This is a genomic window from Actinocatenispora sera, from assembly GCF_018324685.1.
Taxonomy (GTDB): Bacteria; Actinomycetota; Actinomycetes; order Mycobacteriales; family Micromonosporaceae; genus Actinocatenispora; species Actinocatenispora sera.
The window spans coordinates 2,061,180-2,078,884 of the sequence record NZ_AP023354.1 but is presented as its reverse complement, the minus strand read 5'-3'; the positions used below and the strand labels follow the sequence as shown (position 1 = coordinate 2,078,884).

The window sequence follows — 17,705 nt, the reverse complement described above, 5'->3', positions numbered from 1 at the left end:
CAAACCGCCGGCCCGCCGCGGAGCACCACCGAGAGCCGCTGCGGAGAACCACACGGCACGCCGCCCGGCCGACACCGGCCGGGCGTACCACGGTCGGGTCAGGACCGGGCGGCGGCGCGTAGCGCGGCGGCCATGGCGGCGGAGTCGTGGTCGGCCGGTTCGCCCTCGATGATCAGGACGTCACCGCCGATGTGGTCGCCGCGCAGGTGCTTGATCTGCTGGTACGCCGGGGAGTCGTACCAGTCGCGGGCGTGCTGCGCGGTCGGGAAGCCAATCAGGATCACGTCCCCGGACCAGCCGCCCTCCCTCACCTCGACCCTGCCGCCATGGATCAGGAACCGCCCGCCGTACGGGTCGAGCGTGCCCTGAATGCGCTCCAGGTACTCGAAGACCTCGGGCTGCAGCTTCCCTGGTGTGTTCAGCCGAGCCAGTGCGTAGCCGGTCATGATCGTGCTCCTTGGTCGTCGCGTGGTCGCTAACCGCTGCCGCCGCCCGGTCAGGACGCCTTGACGAAGTCGAGGATGTCGGTGTTCACGACGTCCGCATGCGTGACGTAGAGGCCGTGGCCGGCGGTCGGGTACTCGTGGTAGACGCAGCCGGGGATCGCCGCGGCGGTGCGCCGACCGGTGAAGTGCACCGGCGCCGAGGCGTCCGCGGCGCCGTGCAGCACCAGTACCGGGACGTCGATGTCCGGCAGGGTGTCCTCGTGCGCCGCATTCAGGTTCGCCTCCTGCAGCGTGAACGCCGCCATCGGCGCCACGTTCAGGCACTGCCGGACCGTGTCGTCGATCAGGGCCGGCGACACGTCGTTGAACAGGTGCGTCGCGAAGTACGCCTGAGCGCTCTTGGCCAGCCACTTCGGCCGGTCGGCGCGCAACTCCGCCATGGTCAGCTCGATCGCCTCCGGCGGCACGCCTTCCGGGTTCGCCTCGCTGCGCTTCATCGACGGCAGGCAGGCGGCCAGGAACACCGCCCGGGCGATCCGCTCCGAGCCGTGCCGGGCGAGATAGTGCGCCACCTCGACACCACCGAACGAGTGCCCGATGATCGTCACGTCCCGCAGGTCCAGCTCGGTGAGCAGGCTGTGGATGTCGTCGCTGAGCATGTCCAGGTCGTACCCGCCCGACGGGCGCTCGGACCGGGCGTGGCCGCGGCGGTCCAGCATGACGCAGCGGTACCCCTCGGCAACGAACCGCGGCACCTGGTGCTCCCACATGTCGGCCGACAGCGACCAGCCGGCGATGAACACCATCGGCGCGCCCACGCCGTACTCCTCGTAGGCGAGGCGGGTGCCGTCGGTGGCGGTCACGGAAGCCATGTCGTACTCCTCGGATCGGGCCGGCCGGCGGATCCGGCTCGGTGCTGACACCACTGTGGCCGGCCCGCGACATGACGTCGATGACCTCCGAGGTCATGCCGGCCGCGACGAGACCCCACACGGGCGATGACCCCACCCACGTGCCGACCCCGGGGTGGGGTTGACCCGCTGCGCCGGTTCGGGACGGGCGATGGCCTCCGTGGTCATGGCGGGTGTGGTGACCTCTCGCTTACCGTGACGACCATGACCACGAACGTCCTGGACCGGCCGGCGCCGGTGGGCAGCCTGCTGCGCGAGTGGCGGCAGCGGCGCCGGCTCAGCCAGCTGGAACTGTCGCTGGGTGCCGACGTGTCGACCCGCCACCTCAGCTACGTCGAGACCGGCCGGTCCCGGCCGACCAGCCAGATGATCCTCAAGCTGGCCGAGCGCCTGGACGTACCGCTGCGGGAGCGCAACGCGCTGCTGCTCGCCGGCGGGTACGCACCGGCGTACCCGGAGCACGACCTGGACTCGCCCGACCTCGGTTCGGTGTGCGCGGCACTGCGGCAGGTGCTGGCCGGACACCAGCCGTACCCGGCCGTCGTCGTCGACCGCACCTGGACGCTGATCGACGCGAACCCGGCGATCGACCTCTTCACCGAGGATGTTGCCGCGCACCTGCTGGAACCGCCCGCCAACGCGCTGCGGCTCACGCTGCACCCCGACGGGATGGCGCCACGGATCGCGAACCTCGGCCAGTGGCGCGCCCACCTGCTCGGCCGGCTCCGGCACCAGGCCGAGGCCACCGCGGACGTGGCCCTCGCCGAGCTGTACCGCGAACTCGCCGGCTACCCGTGCGCCGACCCGGAGCCGGAGATCGACATGGCCGGGCCGGGGAGCGTCGTCGTACCGCTGCGCTACCGGTACCAGGGCGTCGAGCTGTCCTTCTTCTCCACCACCGCGGTCTTCGGTACCCCGCTCGACGTCACCGTCGCCGAACTCGCCATCGAGTCCTTCTACCCCGCCGACGACCCCACCGCCACCTACCTCCGCACCCGCCGACCAGCAAGCTAACCCCAGCCCCCGTCACCCGCCCAAGTCGATCAAGGGCGCGCCGGCGCCGATCAAGGGATGTCGGCGTTGATCAAGAGACACGGGCGTTGATCAAGGGGCACGGGCGTTGATCAAGGGGCTCCGGCGTTGATCAAGGGATTGCGACGCGGAAAGCGCTTGCTCTACGCTGCAATCCCTTGATCAACCCTCCGATCCCTTGATCAACATCCACGCGTGGAGAGGCGGGTGGCCTCGGTCTCGGCGCCGCCCGCGTTCTCCAAGGCTGGGCGGTACCGCGGGGCGCGGCACGGGCTACCAACGGCGGTCACTGCGTCGAAGTCGCAACGGTCCCGGTGGCCTGGCGTAAGAGCAGCCGAACACCGGAGGCAACTGCGTCGAGGTGGCGGGCTCGGAGATGGCCATCGCAATGCGCGACTCGAGGGATCCATCCGGTCCCGTACTCACCGGCGCACCACCGCCTGAGCCGCCTTCACCGCGGCGCTGAGCGGCCCTCTCGCCTGAGCGGGGAACCTCCGACGCACGACACCAGCGGCTGCGCGTGGTTGAACGGGTGCGATACGTTGCCTTCCGGTTCGGTCTGATGCTTTCGGGAGGTTCCCAGTGGGCGACGGCGTCCAACAGGTCTACCCAGCGGATCTGAGGCAGGCCGCGCGGAAGGTGCGGGAGCTCGCCACGCAGTTCGCCAAGGACAGGTCCACGTTCAAGGCCGGGATGAAGAAGTACTCGATGGACACCATCGACAAGGTCACAGCTGAACGCGGCAAACGCATCCGCGGCGAGGACTACGACAAGTCGATCGCGGAAAAGGACGGCCAGCAGCACTCCGGCGCAACGTCCGACTGGCTCAACCCGTTCGGCCGGTTCACCGAAGCCGACCGCTTGCAGTCGCATGTCGACGACGTACACCTCTCGGCGCTCAAGGACGGGAAGTCGCTCACGTCTGCGCTACACCGGCTGTCCGGCGCGTTGGATGCCGCGGCCGATCTGTACGAGCAGAACGAAGGCAAGAACTCCGCCCTCTCCAAGAAGATGATGCAGCAACTCCTGACCGCCACCAGTAGCACGAAGGCTTAGGAGTCCGCCATGGAAGCAGCCGCGACCGACGGCGCTGGCGGCCCCATCAAGGGTGACCTGCCATGGGAGCGCCCGATCCGTCAGATCACCCTCGCCGCTCGTGCAGACGTGCTGAATGAGATGGCGGATCCTTGGAAGCAGTACGTGGACGCGATCGAGCGCTGTCACGACCAACTGGGCAAGGTCTGGGACACTGTCCTCGACAAGAACTGGAAGGGCGAGGCCGCGGATGCCTGCCATCGATACTGGGGGACATTGCAACAGCAAATCCGGGGGTTCAGCCATAACTACAACGGCGTGCCCAGTGTTCTGAAGTCTACCGGGGAAGCGATCAGGGAAGCGACGCGCGCGATCCCGATCCCTATTTTCTCTGGCAACAGCCTCCCGGGCGAGAACGGCACCGGTGGCGATGACGCGGCCATCGACGGCTACATGCTGTATGACGACTACCAAAACTATCGAGGCGGCTACGCGGACTTCGCCTTCCTGCATAAGGCACTCGACGAGGATGCCAACCCGAGCGCAGAACGAACCTACGCCAAGGACAGCGGTTACGGTAGGAGACAGGACCAGGACAAAGCCTACTCCGATCACGATGAGCTAGTACGCAAGGCAGCCATCGAAAACTGGTACGGCGAAAACCAGAACACCGCCAACCAAGCCCACGAAAAACTGGTAACTGATTATGCCCACGTACTCAGCAATCTACCCAAACCCTATAAAAAGTTCATCGACAAAGATGTTGGCGACGAAAAAGCAAAAGATCCAGGTGGTCATCACTTGCCAGGTGGTGGAGATGGCTCTGATCTGAGTTATGGTGCCGGATCGTTCGGCGCGGTGGGCGGCGCCGGCTTGGGTGTTGGGGCGATGCATGCGTCCTTGCCGGCAACGCGGTATTCGGCCATCTCATCGCCGCCGTCGTCCATTACCGATGGAATTCGGTTGGCTGGCGATGCCGATCCTGGTGGCGCCGGCACGGTCGGGGGTAGCAGCCTGTCCGGCGGCAGCCGGTCACCGCTGCCGTTGTCGTGGTCGACTACGGGGGGCGCCGGCGGCGCCGGGAGCTTCGGCGCAGTGGGCGCCGGCGGCGGGTTTGGGGGCACGGACGTTCCAGCCACCTCGGTGCCGGCGAACGGCTGGTGGGATCGGTCACCGTCCGGTTCGGTGGGGCCCGCCGCTCCGACCCCAGCAACGAAGTTAGCGGCAGGTAGGCCGGGTGCCACGGCCGCGACCGGGGGCAACGGCGTCGGGATGATGCCGCATGGCGGTAATAGCGGCAACCGCGAGCGCGACGAACGCCAGACCTGGCTGACCGAGGACGACGAAGACATCTTCCGGGCGAAACCGGCTACCCCTGGCCTAATCGAATAGGGTGGCGCACGTGTTGGCACACAGCCCTCTCTCCTTGGCACGGCTCTGGCGACGCGCGTTGACTGCATTCGGCGCTGCCGGCATGTTGGCTCTCGCCTGCGCCACACCGGTCGCCGCCGCGCCAGACGGCCAGTGGTACCTCGACGCGTTGCATGTCCAGCAAGCCCAGAAGATCAGCACCGGCAAGGGCGTCACCGTCGCAGTCATCGACTCCGGCATCGACAACACCCGCCCAGCACTGCGCGGGCAGGTCGTAGCCGGAAAGTGCTTCGCCAGTGCACAGGACATCGAACCGACGTGGGACCCGAACGGGCACGGCACAGCGATGGCCGGGCTGATCGCAGGCAATGGCACCGATGGACGGCACATACTGGGCATTGCTTCAAGCGCCAAACTCATGCCACTGTGCGTCAGCGGCGACCACGTTACCGACAACACCTTGTTTGAGGGAATCACGCCGGCAATTCGCTACGCAGTAGATCATGGCGCAAAGATCATCAACCTGTCGCTTGGAGCGTACGAGAAGCATGCCGACCCATCCACCGTTGCCAGATTACATACAGCTGTCCGGTATGCAGAGCAGCACGATGTCGTACTCGTGGCGGGTGCGGGAAACCGCGGTCAGGACAACGAAGGAATTATCAGCCCAGCGAGCATTCCTGGCGTCGTCGCCGTTGGCGGAAGCAGCCAGAACGGTGGCGTCTGGAAAGGTTCCATCGCAGCCAAGCAAATTGCTCTCGCAGCACCCGCCGAGCACATACTTACAACCAACACCGGAACAATCGAGGATTTGAAGCACGGTCCGCGCTCAACCAGCGGCTACCAGACAGTCGACGGGACTAGCGCCGCTACGGCGTTGGTGGCGGGGGCGGCGGCGTTGGTGCGGGCTAAGTATCCGAAGTTGGATGCGGCCAACGTGATCAACCGGCTGATCAAGACCGCCGATCACAAGGGCTCGCCGGGGCGGAACCCGCAGTACGGGTACGGGATCGTCGATCCGGTCAAGGCGCTGACGGCACACGTCGACCCGGTGAAGACCAACCCGCTGGGGCAGCTCCAAGCCCCTGACGCCGGCGGCAGCTCGTCGAAGGCGGCCGCGGCAACCACCTCGACCGGTACCAGCAGCGGCAGCCACGTCGGGATATGGATCGCGGTGGGAGCCGCCGTACTGGCGATCATCATCGTCCTGATCATTGGACTCGCCGCCCGCTCTCGGCGTCGCAAGGCGGTCACCGCCGGCGGCTGGCAGCCCGGTGCTCAGGCGACCCGGGGGCCGAACCAGTCGACGATCCGGGCCAACGCAGCGGCCCCCTCGGGCCAGGCACCGAACGGCGCCCTGAACTCACCTGGCCGGCCGCAGGCGGTACCGCCGACCGGGCAGGCGCCGCCGTCGCCGGGTGTCACGCGGTCGATCCCAGACCAGACGAGCGGGCAGCAGGAGCCGCCGGAGCAGTACGAGATCCGGTGGCGTAAACCCTGAGGCCGGCTCGTCCCGAGGGGTGGTACGGGGCGGGTGAGGTCAGGCACAGGGTCGGGCCCGGGAAGCGTTGCGGTGCTTACGGTGTGCGCGTGGACGAGACACGGCGCGGATACCTGTACGGGCTGGTCGCGTACGGGCTGTGGGGGCTGTTCCCGATCTACTGGAAGCTGCTGCGGCCGGCCGGCGCGATCGAGATCCTGGCGAACCGGATCCTGTGGTCGGCGGTCTGCTGCGCACTGCTGTTGGTGATCCTGCGGCAGTGGCGGTGGATCGCCGGGGTGCTGCGCCGCCCGCGTACCGTGGCGAAGCTGGTCGCGGCGGCCGCGCTGATCGCGGTCAACTGGGGCACGTACATCTACGGCGTCAACTCGGGGCACGTGGTCGAGACCGCGCTCGGGTACTTCATCAATCCGCTGGTGTCCATCCTGCTCGGCGTCGCGATCCTGCGCGAGCGGCTGCGCCGGTTGCAGTGGGTGGCGATCGTGTTCGGGCTGGCCGCGGTCGTGGTGATCACCGTCGACTACGGCCGGCCGCCGTGGATCGCGCTGACCCTGGCCGCGTCGTTCGGGCTGTACGGGCTGACGAAGAAGACGCTGCGGCTACCGGCGGCGCACGGCCTGTTTGCCGAGTCGGCGGTACTGGCGCTGCCAGCGGCCGGTTACCTCGGCTACCTGTCCGCGACCGGTACGGGCACGCTCGGCACGATCTCGGTCGGGCACACGCTGCTGCTGGTGGGCGGCGGCCTGGTCACGATGGTGCCGCTGCTGTCGTTCGCGTCGGCGGCCAACCGGCTGCCGCTCACGGCGATCGGCGTCCTGCAGTACCTGACGCCCACGATGCAACTGTGCTGCGGCCTGATCCTGTACGGCGAGCCGATGCCGACGCCGGAGCTGGTCGGCTTCGTACTGGTGTGGATCGCGCTGGCGGTCTTCACCGCCGATCTGGTGCACCAGGCCCGCCGCAGCCGCCTGACCCCGGTCACGGCGCAGGCGGCCGAGGCCACCGAATTCTGATCGGCACCCCCAACGCCACCACCCCCGGGGCCGGTGGATCGCAACGCCACGGGTCCACCGGTTGCCGGGCCACGATCGGCGGGACGGCACGCCGCGGGGCCGGGATCGGCGGGTCAGACGGTGGCGCGTTCGACTTCCAGGAGGGAGTCGCCGAGGAGGGCGGCGTGCGCGGCCCCGGCGCCGCCGCGCAGGCCGAACAGCCGCTTGGTGACCAGCAGGTAGATCACCGCGGCGATGTTGAACGCCAGTGCACCGATCCGCAGCCAGGTGACCTTCTCGGTCAGTTCGTAGATTTCCAGCGGCAGGAACGCCGCCGTCGCCACCACGGTGAAGTACTCGGCCCACCGCTTCACCAGCCACAGGCCGACGCCCTCGACGAGCTCGATCAGCGCGTACCCCAGCAGGGCGGCGGCGATGACGATCAGCACGGTGTGGCTGAGCGTGAAGCTCTTCCGGATCTCGTCGACGATCGGCGAGTCGGTCAGGTCGTACCCGAACTTGTCGGCGAGCGGCCGCACCAGCGGCAGGTCCGACTCGAACACCCGGCTCAGGTCGGCCTGCGAGTCGCGGAACCACCAGACGGCAAGGGCGGCCGCGGCGATCAGCAGCCCGCGGACGAACCGTTCCACCGCCAGGATCCGGATGATCAGCCGGTCCCGGATCGCGCCACCGCGCGGGATCAGCGGGGCGTGGTCGGCCGGTCCGGCGCCGGCGGCCGCCCCGATCGCGTACGTGCCACAGCGCAGGCACCGCCACGCCTCGCCCTGCGGCGTCGTGGCGTGCAGCCGATCGCGCAGCTCCACCTCGTCCGGCGCGTACGTGACGTGCCCGTGCCGGGCGCAGGAACGCAGGTTCCAGTCCATGCCGGCACAATATGCGCCGCGGTCGAACGCCCGACCCGGACAGGTCGCGCCGCAGACGCCCGGCCGGACAGATCGTGCCGCAGGCGACGCCCGGCCGGGACAGGCCGCGCCGCAGGCGACGCCCGGCCGGGACAGGCCGCGCCGCAGGCGACGCCCGGCCGGGACAGGCCGCGCCGCAGGCGGCGCCCGGCTGGGACAGGTCGCGACCGGGTGAGCGGCCCGACGGCCGGCGAAGCCGCGCCACCCGGGCCGGGCAACCCTGTTGCCCGCGAACCGGAAATAGCGGTGAGCTCAGGCTGTGCGGCTGGGAGCATGGCGCGGTGAACAGAACGCTGCTCGCGGCGCGCAACAACGCCGACTGGTGCCGGGCGATGTGCCGCGCGCACGGCCTGCTCAGCCACGACTCCGATGCGGTGTGGAGCTGCGCGGAGCGCACCCCGCCGTACTATCCGGACGCCGTGACGCTTCGCCCTCAGGTCACCGCGGACGAGGTGTTGGCCGGCATCGACGTTGGGCCCGGCTGCTCGGTCAAGGACAGTTTCGGCACGCTCGACCTGTCCTCCGCCGGCTTCGTGCCGATCATCGAGGCGACCTGGCTGTACCGGGAGGTTGGTGCCGACGCCGACGGCCTGGACGAACCGGCCCAGCGCCCAGCGGACGAGGCGATGCGGCGCACGGTGGACGAACCGGCACGGCGCCGAGTGGACGAACCGGCCCAGCGCCCGGCGGACGAACCGAGGCGGCGCCTCGGGCACGGGTCGGGGTGGCGCCCAACGGATGAGGCGGGGTGGCGTCGCATCGACGACGGCGAGGCGCTGACCGCCTGGGTCGCCGCGTGGGGCGGTGGCGCCGGGATCTTCCGGCCGGAGCTGCTCACCGACCCGGACGTCGCGCTGCTCGCCCGCTACGACGGCGACACGGTGACCGGTGGCGCGGTCGCCAACCGCAGCGCGGGCAGCATCGGCATCAGCAACCTGTACGCGTCGACCGGCGACCCGGCAAGCGTCTGGCGCGGCGCCGTCGCCACCGCGTACGAGATCTTCGAACCGCTTCCCGTCGTCGGGTACGAGCACGGCGACGATCTCGCCGCTGCGGTCCGCGCAGGCTGCACCCCGCTCACCGATCTCCGCATCTGGCTCAACCCGGCCCCGCCGCGTTGACCACGAGCCCGCAGCGCTGGTCACGAGACCCGTAGCGTTAATGACGAGCTGCCGCGTTGACATGAGCCGGCAGCGCTGACCATGAGCCCGCAGCGTCGGTCATGGACTCGCAGCGTTGGTCACGAGCTGCCGCGTTGACATGAGCCGGCAGCGCTGACCATGACGGTCATGGACTCGCAGCGTTGGTCAGGAGAGCTGCGAAAGGCGGCAAGCGCTCTCCACGCAGCACCGCATGCCGACGAACCCCGGCGCAGGCGGGGTCAGCGGGTGCGGGCGGCCACGTTGCTGCAGAGGTGGTCGAGGGCGGCGCGGGCCGGCACGTCGGGCAGGACGTCCAGCTGGGCGCGGGCGCGGTCGGCGTAGTCGCGGACGGTGGCGCGGGCGCGGTCCATGCCGACCGAGTCGCGCAGCAGCGTCAGGGCCTCGGCGTGCAGGTCGTCGTCGGTGACCGGGCCCTGGACGATCTCGGCGAGGCGGCGGCTGTCCGGGTCGTCGGAACCCAGCGCGTACAGCACCGGGAGGGTCAGCACGCCCTCGCGCAGGTCGGTACCGGGGGTCTTGCCGGACTGGTCGGTGTCCGAGGCGATGTCGAGCAGGTCGTCGGACAGCTGGAACGCCATCCCGAACGTCTCGCCGAACTCGGCGATCGCGGCCACGATCGCCGGGTCGGCGCCGCCGAACATGGCGCCGAACCGGGCCGAGGTGGCGATCAGCGCGCCGGTCTTCTCCGCCAGCACGTCCAGGTAGTGCCGCACCGGGTCGGCACCGCGCGGGCCGGCCGTCTCCCGGATCTGCCCGTGCACTAGCCGGGCGAAGGTGCGGGCCTGGATCCGGACGGCCTCGGGACCCAGCTCGGAGACGATGTCGGAGGCGCGGGCGAACAGGTAGTCGCCGGTCAGGATGGCAACGCTGTTGCCGAACCGGGCGTTGGCGCTCTGCGCGCCGCGCCGCACGGATGCCTCGTCCATCACGTCGTCGTGGTAGAGCGTGGCCAGGTGGGTCAACTCGACGACGACGGCGGCCTGGACCACCTCGGGCACGTCCGGCTTGCCGAAGTGGGCGCCGAGCAGCACCAGCAGCGGCCGGGTGCGCTTGCCGCCGGCGTAGGTGAGGTGCCGGGCCATCTCCGTGACGTACGGGTCGGCGCCGGACACCGCGGCCAGCAGCGCCTGCTCCACCTCGCCCAGCCCGGTGGTCAACGCGGAGCTCAGCTCCGCATCGTCGAAGTCCAGCCCGGCAGCGGCCATCGTCGCCTCCGTACCGGCGACCACACGGTCTGCCTGCGTCGTCCTCGCCACGGCACCCACGATGCCACACCACCTCACTGCCCGAACGGTGGAGCCCGTCGGAAGCCGTCCAGCACACATACGCGACAGGCGCCCCGTCCGGGACGGGGCGCCTGGTCGGGCCGCGGGCGGCTGCCGCCGCGCCGCCGGGTGCGCGTTTCGAGCCGCCTGGCCCGGACGCTCACCCAGATCGAGCGGTCACCGGCGCACCGGCGACCGCCCGGTCAACCGACGAACGTGGCCGCGCCCTGCGCCACGTGCAGCACCAGGCTCGGTGCGAGGCCGAACACCAGGGTCGCGACGGTACCGAGAGCCAGCGCGGTCGCGGTGAGCGCGCCCGGCACCGCCACGGTGGGGGCGTCCTCGGCCGGCTCCTGCAGGTACATCAGCACGATGACCCGCAGGTACGGGAAGGCGAGCAGCACGCTGGAGATCACACCGAAGATCACCAGGGCGGTCTGGCCGCCGTCCAGGGCCGCGCCGAACACCGCGAACTTGGTGGTGAAACCGCTGGTCAGCGGGATGCCGGCGAAGGAGAGCATCAGGAAGGCGAAGACCCCGGCGAGCAGTGGTGACTTGCGGCCGAGCCCAGCCCACCGGGACAGGTGGGTCGCCTCCCCGTCCGCGTCCCGGACCAGGGTGAGCAGGCCGAACGCCGCCACCACGGTGAACCCGTACGCGATCAGGTAGAACAGCGAGCTGGTGATGCCGGACTTCTGCATCGACAGCACGCCGGTCAGCACGTATCCGGCGTTCGCGATCGACGAGTACGCCAGCAGCCGCTTGATGTCGGTCTGGGTCACCGCGAGCACGGCGCCGATCAGCATCGTCGCGACGGCGATGACCGCGAGCACCGGGCGCCAGTCCCACCGGCTGTCCAGGAACGCCACGTACAGCACCCGCAGGATGCCGCCGAACGCGGCGATCTTGGTGCAGGACGCCATCAGCGCGGTGATCGGCGTCGGGGCGCCCTGGTACACGTCCGGGGTCCACACGTGGAACGGGACCGCGGCGGCCTTGAACAGCAGGCCGACGGCGAGCATCGAGAGGCCGACGAACAGCAGCAGGTCGCTCTTGTTCGACGACAGCGTGGCGGTCGCGATGCCGTGCAGCTGCACGGTGCCGGCGAAGCCGTAGAGCATGGCCATGCCGTACACGAAGAAGGCCGAGGCGAACGCGCCGAGCAGGAAGTACTTGACCGCCGCCTCCTGGGACAGCAGCCGGCGCCGGCGGGCCAGCCCGCACGCCAGGTACAGCGGGAGCGACAGCACCTCCAGCGCGACGAACATGGTGAGCAGGTCGTTCGCCGAGCAGAACAGCATCATGCCGCCGAGCGCGAAGAGCGTCAGCGGGAACACCTCGGTCTGGCTCGGCTGCTGCCGGGCCTGCTTGGCGTCCGCCTCGGTACCGGCGACGACCGCGGCCTCGGCCACGAACGCGCCGCCGCGCTCGAGCCGCCGGTCGGCGATCAGCAGCGTGGCGAGGATGCCCAGGATCAGGATCGACCCCTGCAGGAACAGCGCCGGGCCGTCCACCGCGAGCGCGTCGTTGGCGGTCACCGTCGGGTTCGACGCGTAGTGCCGGACGCCCTCGACGATCACGATGACCAGCGCCGCGACCTGTGCCGCGAGGGTCAGCAGCACCTGCACCAGGTAGCGGTAGGCGCGCGGCAGGGCCGCCTCGGCGAGGATGCCGAGCGCGCCGACACCCAGCACGATCAGCAGCGGCGCGATCGCACCGTAGTTGATATCCGGCGCCGAGATCTGCGCCGCCAGCACGTCGCCGGTGCTCACTTGTTGTCTCCTACCGCGCTAGAGCCGCCGGACCCGTTGTCCACGGCGCGGGTCGCCGGCACCGGGTCGCTCTTGCCGACGTCGTGCATGGTTGCCGCGACCGCCGGGCTGATCACGTCGATCACCGGCTTCGGGTAGACGCCGAGGATGAAGATCAGCGCGATCAGCGGCGCCACCACCCACTTCTCCCGGCCGGTCAGGTCGTGCTTGAAGCCGGACGAGGTGGACAGCTCCGGGTTCAGGTTGCCCTGCATGGTCCGCTGGTACATCCAGAGGATGTAGCCGGCGGCCAGGATCACGCCCGAGGTCGCCACGATCGCCAGCGCCTTGTGCACGCTGAACGTGCCGAGCAGGACCAGGAACTCGCTGACGAACGGCGAGGTGCCGGGCAGCGCCAGCGACGAGAACCCGACGACCAGGAAGCAGCCGGCGAGTACCGGTACCAGCTTGGCGGCGCCGCCGAAGTCACGGATGTTGGCCGAGCCGCGCCGCTGCACCAGCATCCCGACGATCAGGAACAGCGCACCGGTGGACAGGCCGTGGTTGAGCATGTAGAGCACGGCGCCCGTACCGGCCTGGCTGGTGAACGCGAAGATCCCGATGCCGATGAAGCCGAAGTGCGCGATCGAGGTGTACGCGACGAGCCGCTTCAGGTCGTTCTGGCCCACCGCGAGCAGCGAGCCGTAGATGATGCCGACCACCGCGAGCGCCAGCCCCAGCGGCGCGAAGAACCGGGTCGCCTCCGGGAACAGCGAGAAGCAGAACCGCAGGATCCCGTACGTGCCGACCTTGTCCAGCACGCCGACCAGCAGCGCCGCGGCCCCCGCCGGGGCGGCACCACCGGCGTCCGGCAGCCAGGTGTGGAACGGGAAGAACGGCGCCTTGATCGCGAACGCCAGGAAGAACCCGAGGAACAGCCAGCGGCCGGTACTGGTGGACATGCTGATGTGGCTCAGCGTGTTCCAGTCCAGCGTGTGCCCGCCGACGACCCACAGGCCGATCACGGCGGCCAGCATGAACAGCCCGCCGAACAGCGAGTACAGGAAGAACTTGACCGCCGCGTACTGCCGCCGGGCGCCGCCGAACGACCCGATGAGGAAGTACATCGGGATCAGCATGACCTCGAAGAACGCGTAGAACAGGAACACGTCCGCGGCGGCGAACACGCCGACCATCGTCGCGTCCAGCGCGAGCAGCAGGGCGAAGTAGTTGTTCACCGAGCGCTTGGTCTTGTCGGCGTCGTGCCAGCTGGCCGCGATCACGATCGGCACCAGCACCGCGACCAGGCCCAGCATCACCAGCGCGATGCCGTCCGCCTGCACGGTGAGCCGGATGCCCCAGGCCGGGATCCACGGGTACGACTCGCGGAACTGGAACCGCGGGCCGTTCGCCTTGAACACCACGCACATGACCGCGGTGATCGCCAGCAACGCCAGCGACCAGACCAGGGCCACGATCTTGGCCAGCCGCGGGTTGCTGCGCGGCAGCAACGCCACCACCAACGCGCCCACCGCCGGCGCCACGGTCAGCACCGACAGGAACGGGAAGTTGTTCACGACCGCGCCTCGCTTCGCTCGGATGTCACACGGGTTGTTCGCTTCCGGTCGCTCACCCGAGCTTCACCGCCATCAGCGCTGCCACCACGACGAGCGCACCTCCGAGGATCGTCAATGCGTACGACCGGACGAAGCCAGTCTGGAGCCGGCGCAGCCGGCTGGAGCTGCCGCCCACGATCGCGGCCAGGCCGGTGACGATGCCGTCGACGCCCTTGCCGTCGACGAAGACCGCCGCACGGGTCAGCAGCTTGCCAGGCAGTTCGAAGAGCGTCTCGTTGAGGACGTCCCCGTACAGGTTCTCCCGGGCGGCGCGGACGATCGCGGTCCGGGCCGGCTGCTCGGTCTCCGCGGTACCGCGGCGGAACAGCAGCCAGGAGATCGCGACGCCGAGCAGCACCACCACGATGCTGATCCCGGTCATCAGCGCCTTGCTGTAGTGCACCGCCTCCGGCACCTCGGTGGTGCCGAACACCGGCTCCAGCCAGTCGGTGAACCCGCCGTACACCAGCAGACCGCCGGCCGCGACCGAGCCGACCGCGAGCAGGATCATCGGTACCTGCATGACCGCGGGCGACTCGTGCGGGTGCTCGATGTCGTCGGTCCACCGCTTCTTGCCGTGGAACGTCAGCACGAACAACCGGGTCATGTAGAACGCGGTCAGCCCGGCGCCGAGCAGCGCGGCCAGGCCGAACACCCAGCCCTGCCAGCCGCCGCGGGCGAACGCCGCCTCGATGATCGGGTCCTTGGAGAAGAAGCCGGACAGCGGCGGGATGCCGATGATGGCCAGGAAGCCGAGGCCGACGGTGACCCAGGTGACCTTCATGTACTTCCACAGGCCACCGAAGCGGCGCATGTCGGTCTGGTCCTTCATCCCGTGCATCACCGAACCGGCGCCGAGGAACAGGCCGGCCTTGAAGAAGCCGTGTGCCAGCAGGTGCAGGATGCCCAGCGCGTACGCGCCGCCGCCGAGGCCGACGGCAAGGAACATGTAGCCGATCTGGCTGACCGTCGAGTACGCCAGGACGCGCTTGATGTCGTCCTTCGCGCAACCGATGATGCACCCGAGCAGCAGGGTGAACGCGCCGACCGCGACCACGATGGTGGAACCGATCGTGGTGGCGTCGAAGATCGGGTTCGCCCGGGCGATCAGGTAGACGCCGGCGGTGACCATGGTCGCGGCGTGGATCAGCGCCGACACCGGGGTCGGGCCCTCCATCGCGTCCGGCAGCCAGGCCTGCAGCGGGAACTGGCCGGACTTGCCGCAGGCACCGCCGAGCAGGCAGAGCGCGATCGCGAGCGTCACGCCGTGCGGCAGCGCACCCACCCCGTTGAACACGGTGGTGAAGTCGGTGCTGCCGAGGTAGCCGAACATCAGGAACATCGCGACCAGGAAGGCGGCGTCACCGACCCGGTTCATCAGGAACGCCTTCTTGCCGGCGGTGGCCGACGCGGGCCGGTCCTGGTACCAGGAGATCAGCAGGTACGACGCGACGCCGACGCCCTCCCACCCGATGAAGGTCATCAGGAAGTTGTTGCCGAGCACCAGCAGCAGCATCGCCGCGGCGAACAGGTTGAAGTACCCGAAGAAGCGGCGCCGGCCCGGGTCCTCCTTCATGTAGCCGATCGCGTACACGTGGATCAGGAAGCCCACGCCGGTGATCAGCAGCGCGAAGGTCGCGGACAGCGGGTCGTACAGGATGCCCCAGTCGACCTTGTAGCCACCGACCTGGATGAAGCTGCCGAGGTGCTCGGAGACCGCCTTGTGTCCCATCCCCCGCAGCGCGAAGAAGTACCAGACGGCGAGGACGAACGAGGCGCCGATGCTGGCGCAGCCGAGGATGTGCCCCCACCGGTCGGACTTGCGTCCGGTCAGCAGCAACACCACGGCGCTCGCCAGCGGGATGGCGATCAGCAGCCACACGCTCGACAGCGCACCGGATGCCGCCACGCTCGAGACGTGCTCCGTCGTCGAGGGCGCAGCAAGCACGGTGTGCACCTGTTCAGCCAGTGCCGGCTCAGTCATCGAAATGTCCTCAGTACTTCAGCAGGTTGGCGTCGTCGACGGAGGCGGAGCGCCTGGTCCGGAAGATCGACATGATGATCGCAAGCCCGACCACGACCTCCGCGGCGGCCACCACCATCACGAAGAACGCCATGATCTGGCCGTCCAGGCTGCCGTTGATCCGGGCGAACGTGACCAGCGACAGGTTGCCCGCGTTCAGCATCAGCTCGACGCACATGAACACCACGATGGCGTTGCGCCGGATCAGCACGCCGACGGCGCCGATGCAGAACAGCGCCGCGGACAGCACCAGGTAGTAGGTCGGGGTCACTGGTCGCCTCCGGTGAGGGTGTCCTTGGGCCGCGTGTCCTCGGCGGTCAGCTCGCGCGGCGGCACCAGCGGCGAGATGCTGCGCGCCGACTTCGTACCGTCGGGCAGGATCGCCGGGGTGGCCACCGAGTTGCTGTGCGCGAACACGCCGGGGCCGGTCTTCGGCGCCGGGTAGCTGCCCTCGGCGAACCGCTCCCGGGACAGTTCCTTCTGCGTCTTCTTCTCGCCCCGGCGCTGGACGTGGGCCAGCACCATGGCGCCGACCGCGGCGGTGATCAGCAGCGCCGAGGTGACCTCGAACGCGAACACGTACCGGGTGAACACCAGCGCGGCGAGGCCCGGCACGTTGCCGCCGTGCTCGGCGTTCGCGGCCTCCAGGCCGCGGGCGTCGACCGCGCCGAGGCCGCGGGCCAGGCCGGTGCCGAGCAGCAGCGCCAGCCCCAGGCCGATCAGGATGCCGGCGGTGCGCTGCCCGCGCAGCGTCTCGATCAGCGAGTCGGAGACGTCCCGTCCGATCAGCATCAGCACGAACAGGAACAGCATCATGATGGCGCCGGTGTACACGATGATCTGCGCCATGCCGATGAACGGACCGGCCTGGATGATGTAGAAGATCCCCAGGCAGAACATCGTCACCACGAGGAACAGCGCCGAGTGCATCGCGTTGCGCGCGGCGACCATGCCGATCGCGCAACCCAGCGCGATGATCCCGAGCACCCAGAACGAGACCTTCTCGCCGGTACCCATGGCGCCCGGGCTGGCGACCGCGAGCAGGTGGGTGGCGAGCGGGTGGGCGAGCAGTTGCGAACTCATGCCGCACCTCCCTTGCCGCCGGTCTGCTTCGCCGCGTCGGCCTGCCGGGCACTCTGCTGCTGCGGCGAGTACTCGGCGCCGGCCGAGGCGCCCGGGTTCTGCATCGCGCCGACGTAGTAGTCCTGCTCGTCGTCGCCCAGCCGCAGCGGGTGCGGCGGCTGCTCCATGCCCGGCAGCAGCGGCGCCAGCAGCTGCTCCTTGGTGAAGATCAGGTCCTGCCGGCTGTCGTTGGCCAGCTCGTACTCGTTGCTCATGGTCAGCGAACGGGTCGGGCAGGCCTCGATGCACAGGCCGCAGAAGATGCAGCGCAGGTAGTTGATCTGGTACGTCCCGGCGTACCGCTCACCGGGCGAGAAGCGCTCCTCGTCGGTGTTGTCGGCACCCTCGACGTAGATCGCGTCGGCCGGGCAGGCCCACGCGCACAGCTCGCAGCCGACGCACTTCTCCAGCCCGTCCGGGTGCCGGTTCAGGATGTGCCGGCCGTGGTAGCGGGGCGCCGTCGGCCGCATCTTCTCCGGGTACTTCTCGGTCACATGCGGCTTGAACATGTTCGCGAGGGAGACCCCGAAACCCTTGATGGGTTCGAACACGAC

General features: G+C 69.3%; 16 protein-coding genes and 1 pseudogene. 7 read left to right on the top strand and 10 right to left on the bottom strand.

The features are described 5' to 3' along the window. Positions 1-98: 98 nt before the first annotated feature. Together Asera_RS09945 and Asera_RS09940 are read right to left on the bottom strand one after the other, a co-directional pair. On the bottom strand, positions 99-446 hold the full coding sequence (locus tag Asera_RS09945; RefSeq protein ID WP_030446662.1) for a DUF1330 domain-containing protein: 348 nt from the start codon (positions 444-446) through the stop codon (positions 99-101). Between the two features lie 50 nt (positions 447-496). Continuing rightward, entirely contained in the window at positions 497-1,318 is an 822-nt protein-coding gene (locus tag Asera_RS09940; protein ID WP_030446661.1) for an alpha/beta fold hydrolase, read from the bottom strand. Between the two features lie 243 nt (positions 1,319-1,561). Between Asera_RS09940 and Asera_RS09935 the strand changes: the two genes are divergently transcribed. From Asera_RS09935 to rarD, 6 genes and pseudogenes are all read left to right on the top strand, one after another. Further along, positions 1,562-2,371: a helix-turn-helix domain-containing protein gene (locus Asera_RS09935; RefSeq protein ID WP_030446660.1), complete on the top strand. Its 810-nt coding sequence runs from the start codon at positions 1,562-1,564 to the stop codon at positions 2,369-2,371. 332 nt (positions 2,372-2,703) lie between these two features. After that, a pseudogene (locus tag Asera_RS09930) lies at positions 2,704-2,855 on the top strand (DUF397 domain-containing protein). A 116-nt stretch (positions 2,856-2,971) separates the two neighbouring features. Continuing rightward, entirely contained in the window at positions 2,972-3,445 is a 474-nt protein-coding gene (locus Asera_RS09925) for a hypothetical protein (protein WP_030446659.1), read from the top strand. Positions 3,446-3,454: 9 nt separating this feature from the next. Continuing rightward, on the top strand, positions 3,455-4,816 hold the full coding sequence (locus tag Asera_RS09920; protein WP_157034846.1) for a WXG100 family type VII secretion target: 1,362 nt from the start codon (positions 3,455-3,457) through the stop codon (positions 4,814-4,816). A 10-nt stretch (positions 4,817-4,826) separates the two neighbouring features. Further along, complete coding sequence (mycP, locus tag Asera_RS09915) at positions 4,827-6,296, top strand: type VII secretion-associated serine protease mycosin (protein ID WP_157034845.1); 1,470 nt, start codon at positions 4,827-4,829, stop codon at positions 6,294-6,296. An 89-nt stretch (positions 6,297-6,385) separates the two neighbouring features. Further along, positions 6,386-7,309 (top strand): EamA family transporter RarD, encoded by a 924-nt coding sequence (gene rarD, locus Asera_RS09910; RefSeq protein ID WP_030446657.1) that lies wholly within the window; start codon positions 6,386-6,388, stop codon positions 7,307-7,309. Between the two features lie 113 nt (positions 7,310-7,422). On the opposite strand, the gene Asera_RS09905 is transcribed toward rarD, so the two are convergent. Continuing rightward, a complete protein-coding gene (locus tag Asera_RS09905; protein ID WP_030446656.1) occupies positions 7,423-8,172 on the bottom strand; it encodes a DUF2127 domain-containing protein in 750 nt (249 codons plus the stop codon). Positions 8,173-8,492: 320 nt separating this feature from the next. On the opposite strand from Asera_RS09905, the gene Asera_RS09900 reads away from it, so the two are divergent. Then, on the top strand, positions 8,493-9,332 hold the full coding sequence (locus Asera_RS09900) for a hypothetical protein (RefSeq protein WP_035296833.1): 840 nt from the start codon (positions 8,493-8,495) through the stop codon (positions 9,330-9,332). Between the two features lie 260 nt (positions 9,333-9,592). Here Asera_RS09900 and Asera_RS09895 read toward each other — a convergent pair whose 3' ends face one another. From Asera_RS09895 to nuoI, 7 genes are all read right to left on the bottom strand, one after another. Beyond that, the gene (locus Asera_RS09895; protein WP_051802357.1) at positions 9,593-10,579 is read right to left on the bottom strand and encodes a polyprenyl synthetase family protein; all 987 of its coding nucleotides are present in this window, start codon (positions 10,577-10,579) and stop codon (positions 9,593-9,595) included. Positions 10,580-10,842: 263 nt separating this feature from the next. Then, positions 10,843-12,411 (bottom strand): NADH-quinone oxidoreductase subunit NuoN, encoded by a 1,569-nt coding sequence (gene nuoN, locus Asera_RS09890; RefSeq protein WP_244843812.1) that lies wholly within the window; start codon positions 12,409-12,411, stop codon positions 10,843-10,845. Next, positions 12,408-13,967, bottom strand: coding sequence for an NADH-quinone oxidoreductase subunit M (locus Asera_RS09885; RefSeq protein WP_030446653.1), 1,560 nt, complete (start codon positions 13,965-13,967; stop codon positions 12,408-12,410). The genes nuoN and Asera_RS09885 overlap by 4 nt, the downstream gene beginning before the upstream one ends. Before the next feature lie 52 nt (positions 13,968-14,019). After that, on the bottom strand, positions 14,020-15,990 hold the full coding sequence (nuoL, locus tag Asera_RS09880; protein ID WP_051802326.1) for an NADH-quinone oxidoreductase subunit L: 1,971 nt from the start codon (positions 15,988-15,990) through the stop codon (positions 14,020-14,022). Positions 15,991-16,000: 10 nt separating this feature from the next. Next, positions 16,001-16,300, bottom strand: coding sequence for an NADH-quinone oxidoreductase subunit NuoK (gene nuoK / locus Asera_RS09875; RefSeq protein ID WP_030446651.1), 300 nt, complete (start codon positions 16,298-16,300; stop codon positions 16,001-16,003). Then, positions 16,297-17,112 carry an NADH-quinone oxidoreductase subunit J gene (locus Asera_RS09870; RefSeq protein WP_051802325.1) on the bottom strand — a complete coding sequence of 272 codons (816 nt, stop codon included), beginning with the start codon at positions 17,110-17,112 and terminating at the stop codon, positions 16,297-16,299. The genes nuoK and Asera_RS09870 overlap by 4 nt, the downstream gene beginning before the upstream one ends. Then, complete coding sequence (gene nuoI, locus Asera_RS09865; protein ID WP_030446649.1) at positions 17,109-17,702, bottom strand: NADH-quinone oxidoreductase subunit NuoI; 594 nt, start codon at positions 17,700-17,702, stop codon at positions 17,109-17,111. Before nuoI ends, Asera_RS09870 begins: the two co-directional genes overlap by 4 nt. Between the last annotated feature and the right edge of the window lie 3 nt (positions 17,703-17,705).

Bases quoted from the DNA above. Each gene is read 5' to 3' on its own strand.
- Asera_RS09945 (WP_030446662.1), bottom strand. From the start codon at position 446: ATGACCGGCTACGCACTGGCTCGGCTGAACACACCAGGGAAGCTGCAG.
- Asera_RS09940 (WP_030446661.1), bottom strand. From the start codon at position 1,318: ATGGCTTCCGTGACCGCCACCGACGGCACCCGCCTCGCCTACGAGGAG.
- Asera_RS09935 (WP_030446660.1), top strand. From the start codon at position 1,562: ATGACCACGAACGTCCTGGACCGGCCGGCGCCGGTGGGCAGCCTGCTG.
- Asera_RS09920 (WP_157034846.1), top strand. From the start codon at position 3,455: ATGGAAGCAGCCGCGACCGACGGCGCTGGCGGCCCCATCAAGGGTGAC.
- Asera_RS09905 (WP_030446656.1), bottom strand. From the start codon at position 8,172: ATGGACTGGAACCTGCGTTCCTGCGCCCGGCACGGGCACGTCACGTAC.
- Asera_RS09895 (WP_051802357.1), bottom strand. From the start codon at position 10,579: ATGGCCGCTGCCGGGCTGGACTTCGACGATGCGGAGCTGAGCTCCGCG.
- nuoL (WP_051802326.1), bottom strand. From the start codon at position 15,990: ATGACTGAGCCGGCACTGGCTGAACAGGTGCACACCGTGCTTGCTGCG.
- Asera_RS09870 (WP_051802325.1), bottom strand. From the start codon at position 17,112: ATGAGTTCGCAACTGCTCGCCCACCCGCTCGCCACCCACCTGCTCGCG.